Genomic DNA, 18,397 nt, shown 5'->3' on the forward strand with positions numbered 1-18,397 from the left:
GTTATTGGTATTGGCATCCAGAGGCTGGGGCGGCGGCGGTGTCAGGATCAGGTCACAGAAGTCACGGATATGCCGCATCGCCGAAATCCTTTTTTCGAGTCTGTGGACAAACTCTATTTGGCTGTAACGCTCCTTTTGATGCCGATATAGATCAACGGAGTGAAAAAGGGGTTCAGGATAGCTGATATAGCTGACAAGCAGGCTTTTTTCTTCCTCAAGCAACGGGATATGCCTCTGGTATAGTGATAAAAGCCTTCCTCCCTCTTCCTTCGTCCAGTTTGACAGGTGCACTGCTTTTCTGAAAAAGACCGCCAAATCTCTTACAGGCGTATCTAATACGGCTTTCTCGAAGTTTAAAAGATGAGGCTCTCCGTGATGGGAATATAACAGATGATTACGTGAGAGTTTGCCGTGACACAGTACACTTCGATACCGCTTTTCTGAATGACACGCATCATACCAGTCTTTCAGGCGCCTTTTGGCGTCTTCTGCCATACGCATCATATGATGGAAATGGCTTAAATAGGTCAGTTCAAAAGGAGACATGTACGGCATGCGTTCCGATTCTTCAGCAAACCGCTCCATCTCAAGCTGCCGTGACTCCCAGCGCTGTATCAAATACTGATACGAATGATCAACCACCTCAGGAGAGAAGTCCTGCTCCTTCAGTGTCAAGAAATGAATTTTACCAATTTCTTCGATGATCGTTTCTTCCCTTGTTAATCCAAAACGGTCCCCGCCTGCAAACCAGGGCATCAGGTAATAGGTTCTGTTGCCATATTGAACCGTATAATCTCCATACTTGGTAGGATAAAGCGGGACGATTTGATGATAGCCGATTTCGGACAGCCTGTGGATTACATGAGTAAACCAGCTCGCTTCTTCTTCATTTAACGAAGTTTCTTTCAGCGCAAACGTCCCTCTTCTGGAGATTACCTTTTTAACTTTGCCTACTTCCTCAATTTTTTCGGGATAGAGATCATATTGAAACAGAATCGGGCCATAATTAACCGTTTCGCTTGAATGGCTCACAGGGCTACCCTCTTTCGTTTATCGTCCATCCAGTCGGTAAAGCAGTGAAGAAGAATTCTGTTAAAATCCCAATCTTGTTCAAAGGATTCGACATAACTGACGATATGGGCCAGTTCTTTATTTTTTAACTGGTCCACACAATCCTGAAGCTCCCACGGTGTTAAAATCTCCGCAAGAAGCAAATATCCCTGTTCTCTTTCAAGTGAGAAATGTTCGTTTATGCAGGTTAAGAGTTTCCTGAGCGAATAGGGGCCACACTCTTTCAGCCACTCGGTCAGCAGCCTGCGCAGCGGTCGGTATCCCTGCTCCGGAAAGCCATTGCTTCCCCTGTAAAAAAGAATATTGAAAATCTGTCCGCCATTGTTCATATGGGTGTCCGAATCGAACAGCGGCAGCGGTACCTGGCTTGAAGCTTTTTTTAATTCCATCGCCAGATTCAGCCGTTTGTTTGCTTCAGGCAGTGAATTTTTCACACTCACCAGTTCATTATATTCTTTGCTTAGCTTGTGAATGGCCGCCAGGCAGGCATCAAACGAATAATGATCTTCCCTCGTGATGGAGCTGTACTCTTTCTGTAGTTCAAGCCCTGCCTGCAGCATATTGCCAATGAGTAAGCCCCACCTTTTTTCATGACCGCCGCGTTCGTGTGTTCCTTCAACATAGTCATGCAGGGTCAGGTATTCGTTACCCACGGCCACCCAAGGTTTGCCTTCTGATGTACGAATCATGCGGTCGGCAACTGCGAGGCTGTTTTTGCCTACTTCGTCCCTCCACCGGACATGCCAGTCCAGAAGGGCATGATCCTTCCAGATCCGGATTTGCTTAACCCCGCAATCGGTATCCACAAGATGGTCTTTCTCTTTCCACGTTACCTTTTGAAGTTCATAATGTTTCTTTATCTCAAATAGTATGGTCATCTCTTCCACCGCCCCTAACGGCTATGCGAGACAGGGATATAAATAATTTGGCCTTCATTGACCTCTTCCTGGTTGATTCTATTTACCCTGAGCAAGGAATGAATGGATATGTCATACCGCTCGCAAATACTGTCCAGAGATTCTCCCCGCTGGATAATGTACATTTTTACTTTTGAAAACTTTTCTTCATTGCCAGAAAGCATTTTTGTCAGGTACAGGGCGTTCTCTTCTTTTCTCGATGGAGCTGTATGCTGCATTTCTGCCGGCTCTTCTTCATAAACATCATCCTCTGCCGCCTCGCTTACGTGATCTTCAGATTGTGCATATGAGAAGGGAGAATAGGTTTCCGGCCGTTGCTCTTCCATTTGTGCATGCTCTTGTTCATCGGCTTTTTCCTGTTGAAAAGCGGGTATAGGTGGTACAGGCGGTGTGTAAGAAGGAGTATAGTAGGAGATCGACTTAAGCGCCGGGAATGCTGTTTCTTCCTCTGCCGCCTCTTCATCTAGCTCTTCTTCTGCATCCATTGCTGGCTCTGCTGCCAGCGGTGAATATTCATCATCCTGGCGATTGTAGTGAATGGCAGGTTCTGAAAAATCGTCCTCTGCCGGTTGTTCTGGAACAGGCAGTTCGAAATGTTTTTTAGATTCAAAAGAAAAAGGCGCAAAGATTTCTTCGTCTGTGTCCCTCGGGGTTTCTTCCTCCTGTACCTCAGGCTCCTGCTCCCCGGTTTCATATCTCGCCTCAAAAACAGGAATTTGGAAGGCTTCCACCGGTTCTTCCTCGTTATAACTATCCATTGATTCAACAATCTCATCATCCGGCTGTGCGGAAAACTCCTCTTCTTCGCGCTCAACAGCACCTTCATTTTCATTGCTGTCAAGTATTCCTGATATGGAAACTGACGCTGTCAGCTCCAGGCACGTTGGATTGGGGAGTTCATAATCAAACGCATCAACCAGCACAAAAACTTCTTCAAGCCGCGGTACTCGTGATGACGGAATCGTAATGTCTACAGGAAACCGATGATCAAGCTCTGCAAATCCTTCATCGTTCATTTTCAACTGGGTCAATGAACGGTAGGACACCTGCTCTCTTAGCGAACCGGTTTCCAAATTAAGCGAACCGCCCTCATCAAGTGCACACGGACGGTACTCACCGTGCAGTTTTAAAGCACCTTTAACACAAACCTGGCCATTTTCTTCTGTCACCTGAATTTCAGGTTCCATGGCCATCGATAATACTTCTGCAACTTCCTGTCCTTTCTTTAACCAGACCGACTCCTCTATGGAGAAACGCAGTTTCGATGGATTCAACGCCTTTCTCCTCCTTTCAGCCAAATATCATACATTACAGGATTATGAACAGGTTGATGAAAATATGATTGGAAAAGCAAGAAAGAGGAGAATGGGGGAAACCTTTGCACTTTCTAGATATCTTCAAAATAAAAAAACTGCACCCGGCAGATAAACCGGGGGCAGTTATAAATTATTATTTCAGCTTGGAAAATGCTTTTTCGCAAGCGGCGATTGTTTTTTCGATATCTTCATCACTGTGTGCTGTCGAAAGGAACAAGCCCTCAAACTGGGACGGAGGAAGTGAAATGCCCTCTTCGAGCATCGTTCTGAAATAAGAAGCAAAATAATCAAGGTTGGACGTCTTTGCACTTTCATAATTTACAACGTCCTGGTCTGTGAAGAAGAAACCAATCATGGATCCGGCACGATTAAGGGTGTGGGGAATTCCGTACTTTTCAGCAGCTGCTGCAATTCCTTCGGCCAGACGGTCTCCTTTTCTCACAAATTCCTTATAGGATTCCGGAGTCAGCTGGGACAGTGTTTCGTATCCTGCGGCCATGGCGAGCGGATTGCCTGATAGAGTTCCTGCCTGATAAATCGGACCGCTTGGCGCTACTTGCTCCATGATTTCCTTCTTCCCGCCATAGGCACCTACCGGAAGCCCTCCACCGATTACCTTGCCGAGACAGGTAAGGTCCGGCGTTACGCCAAAATAGCCTTGAGCACAATTGTAGTCGACGCGAAAGCCGGTCATCACTTCATCAAAAATCAGAAGGGAACCGTATTGCTTCGTTACATCACGAAGACCTTCAAGGAAACCTTTTTGAGGAGGGACAACTCCCATGTTTCCGGCAACCGGCTCCACGATGATACACGCAATATCTTCACCGAACTGTTCAAAAGCATAACGGACACTCTCTAGATCATTGTAAGGGACCGTAATCGTGTTTTTGGCGATGGACTCGGGAACTCCCGGGCTGTCAGGCAGTCCGAGCGTGGCTACACCAGAGCCGGCTTTAATGAGAAGGGAATCTCCATGGCCGTGGTAGCAGCCTTCAAATTTCAAAATCTTGTTTCTTCCGGTATATCCCCTTGCCAGCCGCAGCGCGCTCATTGTCGCTTCTGTCCCTGAATTGACCATACGGACAATTTCGATCGAAGGAACTCTTTCAACAACAAGCTCCGCAAGCTTTGTTTCCCACTCTGTAGGAGCACCAAAACTGGTACCCAGTTCAGCGGTTTTCTTCAATGAATCTACAACTTTTTCATCGGCATGTCCCAGAATAAGCGGGCCCCATGAAAGAACATAATCAATGTACTCATTACCGTCGATGTCATAGATCTTGGAGCCTTTACCTCTTTCCATGTATACAGGATCCATATTCACCGATTTAAACGCACGCACCGGGCTGTTTACACCGCCGGGCATATACTTTTTCGCTTCCTGGAAAGCCGCACTTGATTTTTCAAAGCTTCTCATGTTTATATCCTCCTGTCCTTAACGGTTTAACCAGCGTGATACATCCTTTGCATGATAAGTGATGATTAAATCTGCACCTGCACGCTTCATTCCAGTCAGCGTCTCCATCACAATGCTTTCTTCATCAATCCAGCCATTTTGGGCGGCTGCTTTGATCATGGAATACTCCCCGCTCACATTATAGGCAACAAGTGGGAGTGGATAACGGTCCTTCAGCTCACGAAGTACATCAAGGTAAGCCAATGCCGGTTTCACCATAAGGAAGTCGGCACCCTCCTCAATGTCGGATTCAGCTTCACGAAGCGCCTCCATGCGGTTGGCTGGATCCATTTGGTACGACTTCCGGTCACCGAATTGTGGAGAGCTGTGAGCTGCTTCACGGAATGGACCGTAATAAGCTGATGAATATTTAACAGAGTAGGACATGATCGGAACATTTAAGAATCCGGCTTCGTCCAATCCTGCTCTAATGGCGGTTACAAATCCATCCATCATGTTGGATGGAGCGATAATATCGGCCCCTGCTTTTGCTTGGGAGACCGCTGTGTTAGCCAGTGCTGCAAGCGATTCATCATTGAGCACTTCTCCGTCCCTGATGATGCCGCAGTGGCCGTGATCAGTGTACTGGCACAAACATGTATCGGCAATAACGGTAAGCTGTGGAAAGCTTTCCTTGATCATTTTAATCGCTTTTTGGACAATTCCGTTATGGTCGTAGGCAGAGCTGCCGACTTCATCTTTATGATCCGGTACGCCAAACACCATGACAGAACGGATATTAAGGTCAACAAGCTCCTGCATTTCCTCATGAAGATAGTCAAGGGATACATGGTATACGCCAGGCATTGATCGTACTTCCTGCTTTACCCGTTCACCTTCTACAAAAAAGATCGGATAGATCAGATCATCTGTGTGCAATTGTGTTTCTCTTACAAGCGCACGCATGCCTTCACTCGTGCGCAATCTTCTGTGTCTTTTAAAGTTCATCATTGTTTCCCCTTTCCGAAAAAAATCCTCACCGAATCCATTATACCTTCTTCCGTATAATCATTGGCAGTAATCAGCTTACGAAAGCCGGTTGCTTTCGCTTTTGAAGCAGTAACCGGTCCGACACAGGCAGTGGGAATGTCACGATAATCAGCCAGCCTGCCTCCTGCCATCTCACTAAAAAACGAGATACTCGAAGGACTCATAAAAAGAAGCATGTCCACCTTATCCGGCAGCTGCCGGAAATCGAGCACAGGATTCCTTTTAGTCTCGTACACGATTATTTCCACAACATCAGCTATTCCGGCGAGTGTTTTTTTAATCGTTGATTTTGCCAGGTTTCCTTTGGGGACCAATACCCTTACACCTGGAGTAACAGTGCGCTTTAAAAGAGCAGCGAGTTCACTGCCTTCAAATTGTTCGGGCATCAAATCCACAGAAATACCTTGTTGGTTCAAGCTTTCCGCAGTTTTTTGCCCAACTGCCGCAACCTTCTTGTCACCAATACTTAAATTTTGCTCATGCAGCCATTCAAGAAAATAGCGGACACCATTGATGCTCGTAAAAACGACCCACTCAAAGGTCTCAAATTCCCGGCTCAGCCTCTGGGCAGATGATAGGTCCAGCGGCGCTTTTTCAATATGCATCACTGGAAAGCTGACCGCATCTGCTCCTTCTTCCCGTAAACGGGATAAGAGCTTCCGGGATTGTGCAGCGGCCCTTGTAACAACAACTGTCTTCCCGGTTAAACAGGCATTCATATCCCCAGATCTTTCTTTACCTTCTCAAGAATATCTGCTGCTCCTTTAGCCTGCAGTGTAGTTGCTAACTCAACACCAAGCTTTTGCGGATCGTCCGAAACAGCATGCTCCTTGATGATTGTTTTCCCATCAGGTGTTCCCACAAGTCCGGTTAAAGAAATTTCGCCTGCAGTTGTTTTTTCGGCATAAGCCGCAATCGGTACCTGGCAGCCGCCTTCAAGTGTATAAAGAAAAGCCCTCTCCGCCATTACCGTTTCAAATGTCTCTTTATCATTTAGCTGTTGAAGATAGTCATTAAGCTCTTTGTCGTCTTCCCTGCTCTCAATCGACAGCGCTCCCTGGCCAACCGCCGGGAGGCTTGTTGAAACAGATAAATATTCAGTTACCGTGTCACTGGACCAGCCCATGCGCTCCAGGCCAGCAGCAGCAAGTATGATTGCGTCAAATTCTCCAGACCGCAATTTCCCAAGGCGTGTATCAATGTTACCTCTGATGGATTTGATGGTGAGGTCAGGTCTGACGTTTAAAATTTGTGCGGCACGCCGCAGCGAGCTTGTTCCTACAACTGCTCCGGATGGCAAGTCTTGCAGGGAGTTGTATTTTTCTGAAATAAACGCATCACGCGGATCCACACGCTTAGGGGTGCATCCGATCATCAATCCGTCTGGCAGTACAGAAGGCATATCTTTCATACTATGTACAGCCATATCAATCTCTTTGTTTAAAAGAGCCTGCTCGATCTCCTTTACAAACAGCCCTTTCCCTCCTACTTTGGAAAGGGTCACGTCAAGGATGACATCCCCTTTGGTAACGATTTCTTTTACTTCAAACTCAAAAGGGCACCCTTGGGCTTTCAACTGGTCAATGAACCAATTGGTCTGCGTAAGCGCCAATTTACTTCGTCTAGATCCTACTATGATTTTTCTCATCTATTTAAAACCTCCTACAAAATTGCCATTGCCTACTGATACCAAAAATGAAATTCAGTCAGTGTGGAAGCCAGGAAATAATTGATCAGGACGATCAGAAAGGCGGCTGTGTTCCAAACGGCGAGCGTCTTCCCCTGCAGTCCCCTGGCTACTTTTTGATATAAAAAGACACTGTAGACTCCAATTACCACAAAGGACGAAACCACCTTCGCATCCAGCAGCGAAAAGTCCTGTATTTTTAAGAATGCCCAGATAACACCCAGTATTAAACTCAATAAAAGGATGGGCACCCCCGTTATATTTAAACCGTAGGAAAGCCGTTCCAGGGTGGAAAGGCTGCCAAGGCGCTGAAGCCTCTTATTCCACTTTCTCTGTTTCAACAGCCTGTGCTGAAGCAGGTACATGATTGAAAAAATGCATGAGAGCGTAAATGTCCCATATGAAATAAATGCCATTGTCACATGAATGACCAATAGCTCGGAAATGAGTCTGGTGGACATTTCGTCGCTGACCTGTTCCCCCGGTGCAAACAGATTAATAGACATGATCAGAAAACCGAGCACATTGGTGAAAAAGACCAAAAAGTCGATTCTGAAAAACCAGTTTAAGACCAAAGACAAGGTGACCAGGATCCAAGCATAAAAAAACAAGCCTTCAAAAGGCGTCAAAATGGGCGGGCGGCCCATTTCCACCATGCGCTGGACGAAAAAAACCGACTGCAATACCCAGACAATAGAAAGCAACCAGAAGGCAATTCGGTTAGCCTTCCGGTTGTTTTGTAAAAAGTCGATAAAATAACCTATAATGCTCAGCGCATATAAAATAATGGTCGTATCGTATATCCAATTTGCGTTTTGCATATCAGAAACTCCCCTCTAGGAGTCCAGTGACATCCCTTTACTGAGGCATAGAAGGAGATGCTTCACGTAACTTTGATGTTTCTTTTTCCGTTTTGAGCTCCTGCTGTTTCACCTCTTCTTCAAGCGCAAAAATTTTGGTGAAAAATTCAAGCGCCTGATCTGCCCCAGGTTCCCCAGCCTGCTCTTTAATTCTTACGATCGGATCACGAAGCAGCTGGTTAACAATACTTTTCGTATGCTTGCTCAGCACTTTTTTCTCACGATCGCTCAAATGCGGCATTTTCCGTTCAATGCTTTGCATCGTTTCTGCCTGAACAGCGAGTGCTTTTTCACGCAATGCTGTAATTACCGGCACTACACCAAGCATGTTGACCCATGATTGAAAGGCTACAATTTCGCCTTCAATCATAATCTCAATCTTTTCCGCTTCTTTCTTTCGTTCTGCAAGGTTGGCTTCAACAATTCCTTCAAGGTCATCAATATCATAAAGGAAAACACTTTCCAGATCGTTTAATGATGGATCAAGGTCGCGCGGAACGGCGATATCGACCATAAACAACGGACGGCCTTTCCTTTGCTTAAGCACGGCTTGAACCATGTCCTTAGTGATGACATACGATTCTGACCCAGTTGAAGTGATGACGATGTCAGCAATGTTCAGAACACTGCCCAATTCTTCCATACGGTGTGCGGTTCCGTTGAATCGTCCGGCGAGCTCAAGCGCTTTTTCATACGTCCGGTTCACCACATGAACACTGGCAACACCGTTGCTGTGAAGGTGCTTTGCGGTTAATTCACCCATTTTTCCGGCACCAACAATTAATATATCCTTCTTTTCAAGGCCGCCAAAGATTTTCTTTGCCAGCTCCACCGCGGCATAGCTTACTGACACGGCGTTTTCCCCGATTTCTGTTTCGGAGTGGGATCGCTTTGCGAGTGTTATTGCCTGTTTGAAAAGATGGTTAAAGATCGTACCTGTTGTTCCTTCCTGCTGGGCAAGAAGAAAACTGTCACGAACCTGTCCAAGAATTTGGGTTTCTCCCAATACCATGGAATCCAGGCCGGCAGCCACTCTGAATAAATGTTCTACAGCGATCTCTTCCTCGCGGATAAAAAGAAACGGATTCAAATCATTCGTTTCAATTGAAAACCATTCTGCGAGAAATGACTTCATATAATAGCGGCCAGTATGTAGCTGGTCGACGACTGCGTACACCTCTGTACGGTTGCATGTGGAAACAATCGTGCATTCCAAAATGCTTTTTCTCGACCGCAAGGCTTTATGAGCATCCGCTAATTCAGTTGGCTGAAATGACACTTTTTCCCGAATCTCAACAGGTGCCGTCTTGTAATTTAAACCGACAACAAGGATGTGCATCCCACTCACCCCCTTTTTTCTCATCGTAAAAACTGCAGTAATTATCCAAATCCATTATAACATGTATAATAAAATAATGATTCTAAAAATGTGAACAGACTATGAAACGTATGCTATCATAAATAAAGCGCAAACCATTTCGATTTGCTTTAACTACAAGTACTTCCCTATTCTGTCCAAACTGTAACAAACTATAAAAAAATGTCGTGTACATAAAAAAAATATAATTGTGATACCCATATAAAAATAACAAATTTCGACCTTTTTAGCAAAGGATTGATTTGTGTTTTTTAATTTGTTTGGAGGTAATGATGAGAGGTAAAGGAAGTTTTTCAGGTATTGTGCTGCTGGGGATTGGACTCTTTTTCCTTGCACAGCAAATGAAAGTTACATATGTTGCACCCTATTTAACATGGCCCACATTTTTGATTATCATTGGGTTGGCTTTTCTCGTACAAAGTTCGGGGGGAAAGGATGGCGCAAGTTCGTTTTCTGCCATACTGCTTTTGGGACTGGGCATTCATTTTCACGCCATCCATCATATCGACAGCTGGCCGAATGAGCCGGCAACCATCATCCTGATTATCGGTCTTGCTTTTATATATATGTACAAGCAGGCAAAGGAAGGCCTGCTGCCAGGGATCGTACTGATCGCGATCGCTGCATGGAATTTCTTCAATAAGTCACAGACACCGTCAATCAAGGAATGGTTTTCTTCCGTGGAAGGATTCTGGCCGTTTGTTCTTATTGCGGCCGGTGCGTATTTTGTCTTTATCAAAAAAAAATAAACCAGAGCCCAGGCTCTGGTTTATTTTTGTATATAACTCTGAATGGTGCTCCATGCTGCATCTTTCCCGTGTCCTGTTTCCGAGGAAAACAGAAGCAGCGGATCATCCGGTTTCTTTTTTAACGTGTCGCGTACGACCTTCAAATGCTTTTCCCACTTTCCTTTTGGGATCTTGTCGCATTTGGTGGCCACGACAATGACCGGGATATCATGATATTTCAGCCAGTCATACATGATTACGTCATCCTTGGATGGCGCATGTCGTAGATCAACCAGCTGAACGACAGCCTTAAGCTGGGGCCTTTCCATGATATAGCGTTCGATCATTCTTCCCCAGGCTTCTCTTTCTGTCTTCGACACCTTGGCAAATCCATAACCCGGCACATCCACAAAATAGAGCTGCTCATTAATAATGTAAAAATTGAGCGTCTGGGTTTTTCCAGGCCGTGAAGAGGTGCGGGCCAGGTTCTTGCGGGCAATCATCTTGTTAATGAAGGATGATTTTCCGACGTTAGAACGTCCTGCAAGACCAATCTCGGGAAGCTGGTCTTCTGGATATTGTTCTGGTTTAACGGCTGATATTACAATGTCTGCTTTTGTTACTTTCATTTATTATCTCCTACTAAGGCATGTTTTAACACTTCATCCAGGTGGGACACCGGAATAAAGGCAAGGCTGCTACGGACGCTTTCCGGGATATCATCAATGTCTTTTTCATTTTCTTTTGGCATGATGACCGTCTGGATTCCCGCCCTGTGGGCGCTGAGGGATTTTTCCTTTAATCCGCCAATTGGGAGTACGCGTCCACGCAAGGTAATTTCACCGGTCATCCCCACATCCTTGCGCACCGGCTTTCCTGAAAGGGCTGAGACCAGTGCTGTGGCAATCGTAATTCCTGCTGAAGGCCCGTCCTTTGGTGTTGCTCCTTCAGGCACGTGAATATGAATATCGGTTTTCTCATAAAAGTCAGGGTCAATATCAAACTCTTTTGCTCTTGACCGGACATAACTGAGCGCCGCCTGTGCGGACTCCTTCATGACATCTCCGAGCTTTCCGGTCAAAATGAGTTTTCCTTTTCCCGGTGTAAGGGCCACTTCAATGGAAAGTGTATCCCCGCCGGCTGTGGTATAAGCAAGCCCGGTCGCTGCACCCACCTGGTCCTCCATCTCCGCCTGTCCATAACGGAATCGGGGTTTGCCAGTGTAGTCCTCCAGGTTGCGGGCCGTAATGGTTACCCTTTTTTTCTCACCGGATACCAGCTGTTTGGCTGCTTTTCGGCAAAGCCCCGCAATCTGCCTTTCCATGCTTCTTACGCCGGCTTCCCTTGTATAATTGCGGACCAGTTTCAGGATGGCATCCTCTTTCAGCTGAAACTGTGATTTTGCCAGGCCATGTTCTTTTAACTGCTTGGGAATAAGGTGATTCTTGGCGATATGCACCTTCTCCACTTCCGTATAACCAGCGATCGAAATAATTTCCATTCGGTCGAGAAGCGGTCCTGGAATGGTTGTCAGACTGTTGGCTGTTGTAATGAACATCACTTTTGATAAATCATATGGTTCTTCGATGAAATGATCGGAAAACGAATTGTTCTGTTCCGGATCAAGCACTTCGAGTAATGCAGAGGATGGATCTCCCCTGAAGTCATTGGACATCTTGTCGATTTCATCCAGCAGGAAGACCGGATTAATGGTGCCCGCCTTTTTCATACCCTGAATCAGACGGCCCGGCATTGCTCCCACATAGGTCCTTCGATGGCCGCGGATTTCCGCTTCATCACGTACACCGCCAAGCGAGATGCGGACAAAGTTTCTTCCGATGGCCTTGGCAATGGAACGGGCCAGAGATGTCTTACCTACCCCCGGCGGGCCGACCAGGCAAAGAATGGGTCCTTTAAGTGAATTGGTCAGCTGCTGAACAGCGAGGTACTCGAGGACCCGTTCTTTTACTTTCTCAAGTCCATAGTGGTCTTCATTAAGGATTTTCTCAGTCCTTTTAATATCCAGCTGATCTTTCGTCTCTTTGGTCCAGGGCAAATTGATCAGCCAATCAATATAATTGCGGATTACAGCACTTTCCGCCGATGAGCCAGGCATCTTCTCGTAACGGTCCAGCTCTTTCAAGGCGATTTCCATTATATTTTCAGGCATATCCGAGTCTTCAATACGGTCTCTTAAGCTTGAGATCTCGCCTGTTTTGCCTTCTTTATCCCCAAGTTCCTTCTGAATCGCCTTCATTTGCTCGCGAAGGTAATATTCCTTCTGCGTTTTTTCCATTGCTTTTTTGACGCGCTGCCCGATTTTTTTCTCAAGGCCCAGCACTTCTTTTTCATTATTCAAAATTGAGATAAGATGATTTAAGCGGTCCTTTACTTCATTGATTTCAAGAATATGTTGTTTTTCTTTTATTTTCAATGAAAGATGAGAGGAAATGACATCTGCCAGCCGGCCTGGTTCCTCGATATCTTGAACGGATGCGAGGGTTTCCGGAGTCACTTTTTTGGATAAGTTTATGTACTGCTCGAATTGCTGAAGAGCTGTCCTCATAAGGGCTTGTATTTCCAAGTCCTTTTCGCCCTGATCTTCCATCAGTTCTACTTCAACTTCCAAGTACTCTTCCCGATCGATAAATTGGGTAATCTTACCGCGCTGAATGCCTTCTACGAGCACACGAATGGTCCCGTTCGGCAGCTTTAACATCTGATTGACTTTTGAAAGGGTACCAATTTCATATATTTGTTCTCCGCTCGGGTCTTCAACAGCGACTTCCTTTTGTGTAGAAAGGAAGATATGCTGATCATCAAGCATTACTTGCTCTAATGCCTGTACTGATTTTTCCCTTCCTACATCAAGGTGAAGCACCATGGTGGGGTACACCAGCAGGCCGCGAAGAGGAAGGAGGGGAAGGATGCGGGTAGTTTTTTCGTCCATTGAACACACCTCCGAATACTGCTAACTGTATTGAATGATTTCAAATCCGTGCAGCCCATTTTTATAGTATGGCAATTCTTTGTAAAATGCCAAAAGCAGCCGAAGAAATTTCTACAGCCTTTGTACAATTCTACCCATAAAGGACGGTTTTGTCTAATCACAGCTTGTTTTTGGGCTATCGAAAGGAAAGCCCCCTCTTCAAACGGATTTTGGAGGGGACTGTAAAAATGCAGACGCTGGAATCGCCTGTTGATTTTCTTTATCCAGTTCAGGAAATGCATGCTGAAATACTTGTGTTAACTTTGTGACCGGAATGATCTCAATTCCCTCAATTTCTCTTAGAATGGCCTGATCATTGTCTTTAGGAATGATGACTTTTTTTACACCGGCCAATTTCGCCGCGAGAACCTTTGCCATAACTCCACCAACCGGCTTCACTTTTCCATGAACACTTATTTCACCTGTCATTGCCAGTTCATTGTCAATCGGCAGATCATGCACAGCCGAATAAATGGAAGTGGCAATGGCAATTCCGGCGGATGGGCCGTCTACAGGGCCGCCGCCAGGAAAATTCACATGAATATCATACAGTGAGGCATCTACGTTCATCTTCCTCAAAACGGTGAGAACGTTCTCAGCTGATCCTTTTGCCAGACTTTTTCTTCTGATTGATTTTGAATTATTGCCGATCGATTCTTCTTCAACAATACCTGTTATAGTAAGCGTACCCTGTTTTTTCGCGGGCAAAACGGTAACTTCAATTTCTAGAAGGGCTCCGCTGTTTGGCCCATAAACAGCCAGTCCGTTGACCAGCCCGACTTTTGGCCTGTCTGCAATCTTGGTCTCGGGACGGGGAGTCATCTGACTGGAATGGATCACCCACTCCATATCCGATTTTTTAATAAAATCTCTGTCCTCTGTGATCGCCAGTCCTGCTGAAATTTGCATCATATTTACTGCTTCCCGGCCATTTTTTGCATATTGGGCAAGAAGCTCCAACGTTTCGTCATCAACTTTCATGCTGACCTTATCTGCTGCTTTTTTTGCGATTTGCTGAATTTCTGGTGACTGTAAATCTCTGAAGAATACTTCAAGACACCTTGAACGGATGGCGGGAGGAATTTCATCTGGTGTACGTGTCGTCGCACCAATGAGCCTGAAATCTGCCGGGAGCCCATTTTGAAAAATATCATGGATGTGTGTTGGGATTGTTGTATTTTCTTCATTATAATAAGCACTCTCAAGAAAAACTTTGCGGTCTTCGAGCACTTTTAGAAGCTTGTTCATTTGAATCGGATGCAGTTCTCCTATCTCATCGATAAAAAGAACCCCACCGTGGGCATTGGTGACTGCTCCCTGCTTGGGCTGCGGAATTCCCGCCTGTCCCATTGCCCCTGCTCCCTGATAAATAGGATCGTGGACAGAACCGATTAATGGATCGGCAATGCCGCGCTCATCAAACCTGGCAGTAGTGGCATCAAGCTCCACAAATACCGCTGCCGGACGGAATGGTGAGTTACGGTTCCGCTTCGCTTCCTCAAGAACAAGCCGTGCTGCTGCAGTTTTTCCCACTCCAGGCGGTCCATAGACGATAACATGCTGCGGATTTGGTCCACAGAGAGCTGCATGAAGCGCCTTGATGCCGTCTTTCTGGCCGACAATATCTGCAAATGTTCCAGGACGCACGCGCTCGGAAAGCGGTTCTGTTAATGAGATAGAGCGCATTTTTCGCAGTTGATCCATTTCTTTTCTTGACTCTTTATCTATACTCACTTTTTGGGTACGCTGATTTTTCAACAAGTTCCAAAAGTAAAGTCCAATCACGATTCCAAAGAAAAGCTGAATGAGTAAAGCAATTCCAGTCCAGTTCATTTCTTCCTCCCAAATTTTTTTTATGATCCTAGTATCTCCGAGTGTCGGGAGGACTAAACAGAAAAAAATAGAAATGGAAAAAACTTGAACCGAACCACATAATCCCTTTAAACGAAATAAAAAAACCAGCCCTCGGGCTGGTTTTTTACGTTATTATGCACTTTCCTTTGGCGTTTCTTTTTTTGGTTCAACAATGGTTCCATCCTCAAGCTCAAGTTTCGGAGGAACTTTATCAGAAACGGTTTCTTTTGTAATAATGCACTTGGCCACGTCTTCACGGGAAGGAAGCTCAAACATAACATCGAGCATCATTCCTTCAATGATGGAACGAAGACCACGAGCCCCGGTTTTACGCTCAATCGCCTGGTTGGCAATTTCGGAGAGCGCTTCTTCCGTGAATTCAAGTTCAACTCCATCGAGGTCAAGAAGCTTTTGATATTGCTTAACCAGTGCGTTTTTCGGCTTGGTAAGAATTTCAACCAATGCCTCCTCATCAAGAGGAGTCAGACTTGCAGTAACAGGAAGACGTCCGATAAATTCCGGAATCAAACCGAAACGAAGCAAATCCTCCGGCAATACTTTTGCAAGGTATTCTCCTGCCTTTAATTCCGCCTGTCTTGATTCGGAACTGAATCCAATTACTTTTTTGCCGAGACGGCGCTTAATGATTTGTTCGATGCCATCAAACGCTCCACCGCAAATGAAGAGAATGTTGGTAGTGTCGATTTGGATAAACTCCTGATGAGGATGTTTTCTTCCGCCCTGCGGAGGAACACTTGCAACCGTACCTTCAAGAATTTTCAGAAGCGCCTGCTGAACACCCTCCCCTGAAACATCACGGGTAATGGATGGATTTTCAGACTTTCTGGCAATCTTATCGATCTCATCGATGTAGATAATGCCTTTTTCAGCTTTTTCCACATCATAATCAGCGGACTGAATCAATTTAAGCAAAATATTCTCTACGTCTTCCCCGACATACCCTGCTTCTGTTAAAGATGTAGCATCGGCAATGGCAAACGGCACATTGAGAATCCGAGCCAGGGTCTGAGCCAGTAAAGTTTTACCGCTACCTGTCGGCCCGATCATGGCTATATTACTTTTCGCCAATTCAACTTCATCCGATTTGTGGGAAGAGTTAATACGTTTGTAATGGTTATACACCGCAACGGAAAGAGATTTTTTCGCCTGTTCCTGGCCAATGACATACTCGTCGAGAATCTTGCGGATTTCCATTGGTTTTGGAACTTCTTTTAGTTCTACATCCTCTTCTGTACCCAGTTCTTCTTCCACAATCTCGGTACAAAGCTCGATGCATTCATCACAAATATATACACCTGGTCCTGCTACCAGTTTACGAACTTGATCTTGTGTTTTTCCACAAAAGGAACACTTAAGCTGCCCTTTTTCGTCATTGAATTTAAACAATGAAATCACCCCTAAACCTTAAATTGAATGAAACCATTTACCTGTTCATCATCTGATGCATGAATGCTTGTTTCATTACTGTGTGAGCTTGAACTTGTGCTGCACGCTGATTTCATTTCCGCAAGTTTATGTATTGGATTGTATCATATTACCCCTTTGAAACGGAAATAAAAACCCTTCATTGGCATTTAATAGTATGTATTAGCAAAAATGGACTGTTTTCGATGTGTTTTATAAGTATTAACCTTATGGCTTATTTTAAAACCTGAATCAGAAAAATAAAGCCTTTAAAAAAGTTTCCATAAAAAAACCGCTTTTCCTGCCAGTCCGATAAATAATTATATAAAACAAGGCACGAAAATTTCGTGCCTTGTCAGACCTTACTTAATATTATGCAACTGTTTTGCTGTTCTCCACTAAAAGATCAATTGCTTTTCTGATTTTCAGATCAGCAGCTACAGCGTCATTTCCGCCTTGCATTGCAAGCATTTGCGTGATTTTCTCAACATCCATGTTGTACATTTCAGCCATTTTCTTAAGCTCTTCATTGATTTCTTCTTCAGTAGCTTCAATGTTTTCCGCCTCGGAAATTGCTTCAAGTACAAGGTTTGTTTTCACACGTTTTCCAGCATCTTCTTTCATTTGCTCACGAAGGGCAGCTTCGTCTGTGCCAGAGAACTGGAAGTAAAGGTCAAGGTTCATGCCTTGCATTTGAAGACGTTGTCCAAACTCCTGAACCATACGGTCCAATTCAGTGTTGACCATTGCTTCCGGCACGTCTACTTCTGCATTATCAACGGCTTTGTCAACAACGGAATCACGAGTGTGGTGCTCACCTTCATGGTTTTTGCTCTCTTCCAGCTTTTTACGGATGCTGGCTTTAAGTTCTTCTACTGTTTCTACTTCAGCGTCAGCTTCTTTAGCAAACTCATCGTTCAGTTCAGGAAGCTGTTTTGTTTTGATATCGTGGATAGTAACTTTGAAAACAGCAGGCTTTCCAGCAAGCTCGGCTGCATGGTACTCTTCTGGGAAAGTAATTTCTACTTCTTTTTCAGTACCTGCTTTATCGCCGATCAGCTGTTCTTCAAATCCAGGAATGAAAGAACCTGATCCGATTTCCAGTGGATAGTTTTCAGCTTTACCGCCTTCAAACGGCTCTCCGTCGACAAATCCTTCAAAATCGATAACTGCTGTATCTCCGTTCTCGACTTCTCCTTCTTCTTTTACAACAAGCTCAGCCTGCTGTTCCTGAAGACGCTTCACTTCATTGTCAACATCCTCGTCCGTTACAGTTGTATCAAATTCAGTTACTTCAAGGCCTTTGTAGTCGCCAAGCTTTACTTCCGGCTTTACTACAACTTTTGCTGTAAATACAAGGTTGCTGCCTTTTTCCATTGTTTCAATGTCCACTTCAGGACGGTCAACCGGCTCAATTCCTGTTTCTTCTACAGCTTGGCTGTATGCTTGCGGCAGGATAATATCAAGCGCATCTTGATACAGAGATTCAACCCCAAAACGCTGTTCAAACATCTTACGTGGAATCTTCCCTTTACGGAAACCTGGCACGTTTACCTGTTTAACCACTTTTTTAAACGCCTGGTCAAGGGCTGTATCTACTTCAGAAGCCTCAACTTCAATCGTTAAGACGCCTTGGTTACCTTCTAACTTTTCCCACTTTGCACTCATTCAAAGTTCCCTCCAACATTACGTATTTCATTGAAAATTTTACATTTTCTTTGCA

15 protein-coding genes are annotated in these 18,397 nt (G+C 45.0%); 1 reads left to right on the forward strand and 14 read right to left on the reverse strand.

Annotated elements, in window-relative coordinates:
• The 9 genes from ysxE to hemA form a co-directional block, all read right to left on the reverse strand.
• The coding region (gene ysxE, locus QYB97_RS21230; protein WP_301168036.1) for a spore coat protein YsxE at positions 1–1,032 on the reverse strand (1,032 nt) is incomplete at its 3' end.
• Positions 1,029–1,949, reverse strand: coding sequence for a hypothetical protein (locus QYB97_RS21235; protein WP_301168037.1), 921 nt, complete (start codon positions 1,947–1,949; stop codon positions 1,029–1,031). The genes QYB97_RS21235 and ysxE, both read right to left, overlap by 4 nt.
• A gap of 14 nt (positions 1,950–1,963) precedes the next feature.
• The gene (locus tag QYB97_RS21240; RefSeq protein ID WP_301168038.1) at positions 1,964–3,262 is read right to left on the reverse strand and encodes a LysM peptidoglycan-binding domain-containing protein; all 1,299 of its coding nucleotides are present in this window, start codon (positions 3,260–3,262) and stop codon (positions 1,964–1,966) included.
• A gap of 175 nt (positions 3,263–3,437) precedes the next feature.
• Positions 3,438–4,724 carry a glutamate-1-semialdehyde 2,1-aminomutase gene (gene hemL / locus QYB97_RS21245; protein WP_301168039.1) on the reverse strand — a complete coding sequence of 429 codons (1,287 nt, stop codon included), beginning with the start codon at positions 4,722–4,724 and terminating at the stop codon, positions 3,438–3,440.
• Between the two features lie 18 nt (positions 4,725–4,742).
• Positions 4,743–5,714 (reverse strand): porphobilinogen synthase, encoded by a 972-nt coding sequence (gene hemB, locus QYB97_RS21250; protein WP_301168040.1) that lies wholly within the window; start codon positions 5,712–5,714, stop codon positions 4,743–4,745.
• Entirely contained in the window at positions 5,711–6,472 is a 762-nt protein-coding gene (locus QYB97_RS21255; RefSeq protein ID WP_301168041.1) for a uroporphyrinogen-III synthase, read from the reverse strand. Before QYB97_RS21255 ends, hemB begins: the two co-directional genes overlap by 4 nt.
• Positions 6,469–7,401 (reverse strand): hydroxymethylbilane synthase, encoded by a 933-nt coding sequence (gene hemC / locus QYB97_RS21260; protein WP_301168042.1) that lies wholly within the window; start codon positions 7,399–7,401, stop codon positions 6,469–6,471. Before hemC ends, QYB97_RS21255 begins: the two co-directional genes overlap by 4 nt.
• 32 nt (positions 7,402–7,433) lie before the next feature.
• Positions 7,434–8,261 (reverse strand): cytochrome c biogenesis protein, encoded by an 828-nt coding sequence (locus QYB97_RS21265; RefSeq protein WP_301168043.1) that lies wholly within the window; start codon positions 8,259–8,261, stop codon positions 7,434–7,436.
• Positions 8,262–8,298: 37 nt separating this feature from the next.
• Positions 8,299–9,639: a glutamyl-tRNA reductase gene (gene hemA, locus QYB97_RS21270; protein WP_301168044.1), complete on the reverse strand. Its 1,341-nt coding sequence runs from the start codon at positions 9,637–9,639 to the stop codon at positions 8,299–8,301.
• Between the two features lie 308 nt (positions 9,640–9,947).
• Between hemA and QYB97_RS21275 the strand changes: the two genes are divergently transcribed.
• Positions 9,948–10,427, forward strand: a complete 480-nt coding sequence (locus QYB97_RS21275; RefSeq protein WP_301168045.1) for a LiaF transmembrane domain-containing protein — start codon at positions 9,948–9,950, stop codon at positions 10,425–10,427.
• A 20-nt stretch (positions 10,428–10,447) separates the two neighbouring features.
• Here QYB97_RS21275 and yihA read toward each other — a convergent pair whose 3' ends face one another.
• The 5 genes from yihA to tig form a co-directional block, all read right to left on the reverse strand.
• Positions 10,448–11,035: a ribosome biogenesis GTP-binding protein YihA/YsxC gene (gene yihA, locus QYB97_RS21280; RefSeq protein WP_301168046.1), complete on the reverse strand. Its 588-nt coding sequence runs from the start codon at positions 11,033–11,035 to the stop codon at positions 10,448–10,450.
• On the reverse strand, positions 11,032–13,356 hold the full coding sequence (gene lon / locus QYB97_RS21285; RefSeq protein ID WP_301168047.1) for an endopeptidase La: 2,325 nt from the start codon (positions 13,354–13,356) through the stop codon (positions 11,032–11,034). The genes yihA and lon overlap by 4 nt, the downstream gene beginning before the upstream one ends.
• A gap of 198 nt (positions 13,357–13,554) precedes the next feature.
• Positions 13,555–15,228 carry an ATP-dependent protease LonB gene (lonB, locus tag QYB97_RS21290; RefSeq protein ID WP_301168048.1) on the reverse strand — a complete coding sequence of 558 codons (1,674 nt, stop codon included), beginning with the start codon at positions 15,226–15,228 and terminating at the stop codon, positions 13,555–13,557.
• 153 nt (positions 15,229–15,381) lie between these two features.
• Positions 15,382–16,656, reverse strand: coding sequence for an ATP-dependent protease ATP-binding subunit ClpX (clpX, locus tag QYB97_RS21295; RefSeq protein ID WP_301168049.1), 1,275 nt, complete (start codon positions 16,654–16,656; stop codon positions 15,382–15,384).
• 390 nt (positions 16,657–17,046) lie between these two features.
• Positions 17,047–18,342, reverse strand: coding sequence for a trigger factor (gene tig / locus QYB97_RS21300; protein ID WP_301168050.1), 1,296 nt, complete (start codon positions 18,340–18,342; stop codon positions 17,047–17,049).
• Positions 18,343–18,397 lie beyond the last annotated feature (55 nt).

This window comes from Fictibacillus fluitans, assembly GCF_030418125.1.
Taxonomy (GTDB): Bacteria; Bacillota; Bacilli; order Bacillales; family Fictibacillaceae; genus Fictibacillus_C; species Fictibacillus_C fluitans.

What these genes read in the sequence shown, in the direction of transcription:
- tig (WP_301168050.1), bottom strand. Translation starts at nt 18,342, where the DNA reads ATGAGTGCAAAGTGGGAAAAGTTAGAAGGTAACCAAGGCGTCTTAACG.
- QYB97_RS21235 (WP_301168037.1), bottom strand. Translation starts at nt 1,949, where the DNA reads ATGACCATACTATTTGAGATAAAGAAACATTATGAACTTCAAAAGGTA.
- hemA (WP_301168044.1), bottom strand. Translation starts at nt 9,639, where the DNA reads ATGCACATCCTTGTTGTCGGTTTAAATTACAAGACGGCACCTGTTGAG.
- lonB (WP_301168048.1), bottom strand. Translation starts at nt 15,228, where the DNA reads ATGAACTGGACTGGAATTGCTTTACTCATTCAGCTTTTCTTTGGAATC.
- QYB97_RS21265 (WP_301168043.1), bottom strand. Translation starts at nt 8,261, where the DNA reads ATGCAAAACGCAAATTGGATATACGATACGACCATTATTTTATATGCG.
- hemC (WP_301168042.1), bottom strand. Translation starts at nt 7,401, where the DNA reads ATGAGAAAAATCATAGTAGGATCTAGACGAAGTAAATTGGCGCTTACG.
- hemL (WP_301168039.1), bottom strand. Translation starts at nt 4,724, where the DNA reads ATGAGAAGCTTTGAAAAATCAAGTGCGGCTTTCCAGGAAGCGAAAAAG.
- lon (WP_301168047.1), bottom strand. Translation starts at nt 13,356, where the DNA reads ATGGACGAAAAAACTACCCGCATCCTTCCCCTCCTTCCTCTTCGCGGC.
- hemB (WP_301168040.1), bottom strand. Translation starts at nt 5,714, where the DNA reads ATGATGAACTTTAAAAGACACAGAAGATTGCGCACGAGTGAAGGCATG.
- QYB97_RS21275 (WP_301168045.1), top strand. Translation starts at nt 9,948, where the DNA reads ATGATGAGAGGTAAAGGAAGTTTTTCAGGTATTGTGCTGCTGGGGATT.
- yihA (WP_301168046.1), bottom strand. Translation starts at nt 11,035, where the DNA reads ATGAAAGTAACAAAAGCAGACATTGTAATATCAGCCGTTAAACCAGAA.
- QYB97_RS21255 (WP_301168041.1), bottom strand. Translation starts at nt 6,472, where the DNA reads ATGAATGCCTGTTTAACCGGGAAGACAGTTGTTGTTACAAGGGCCGCT.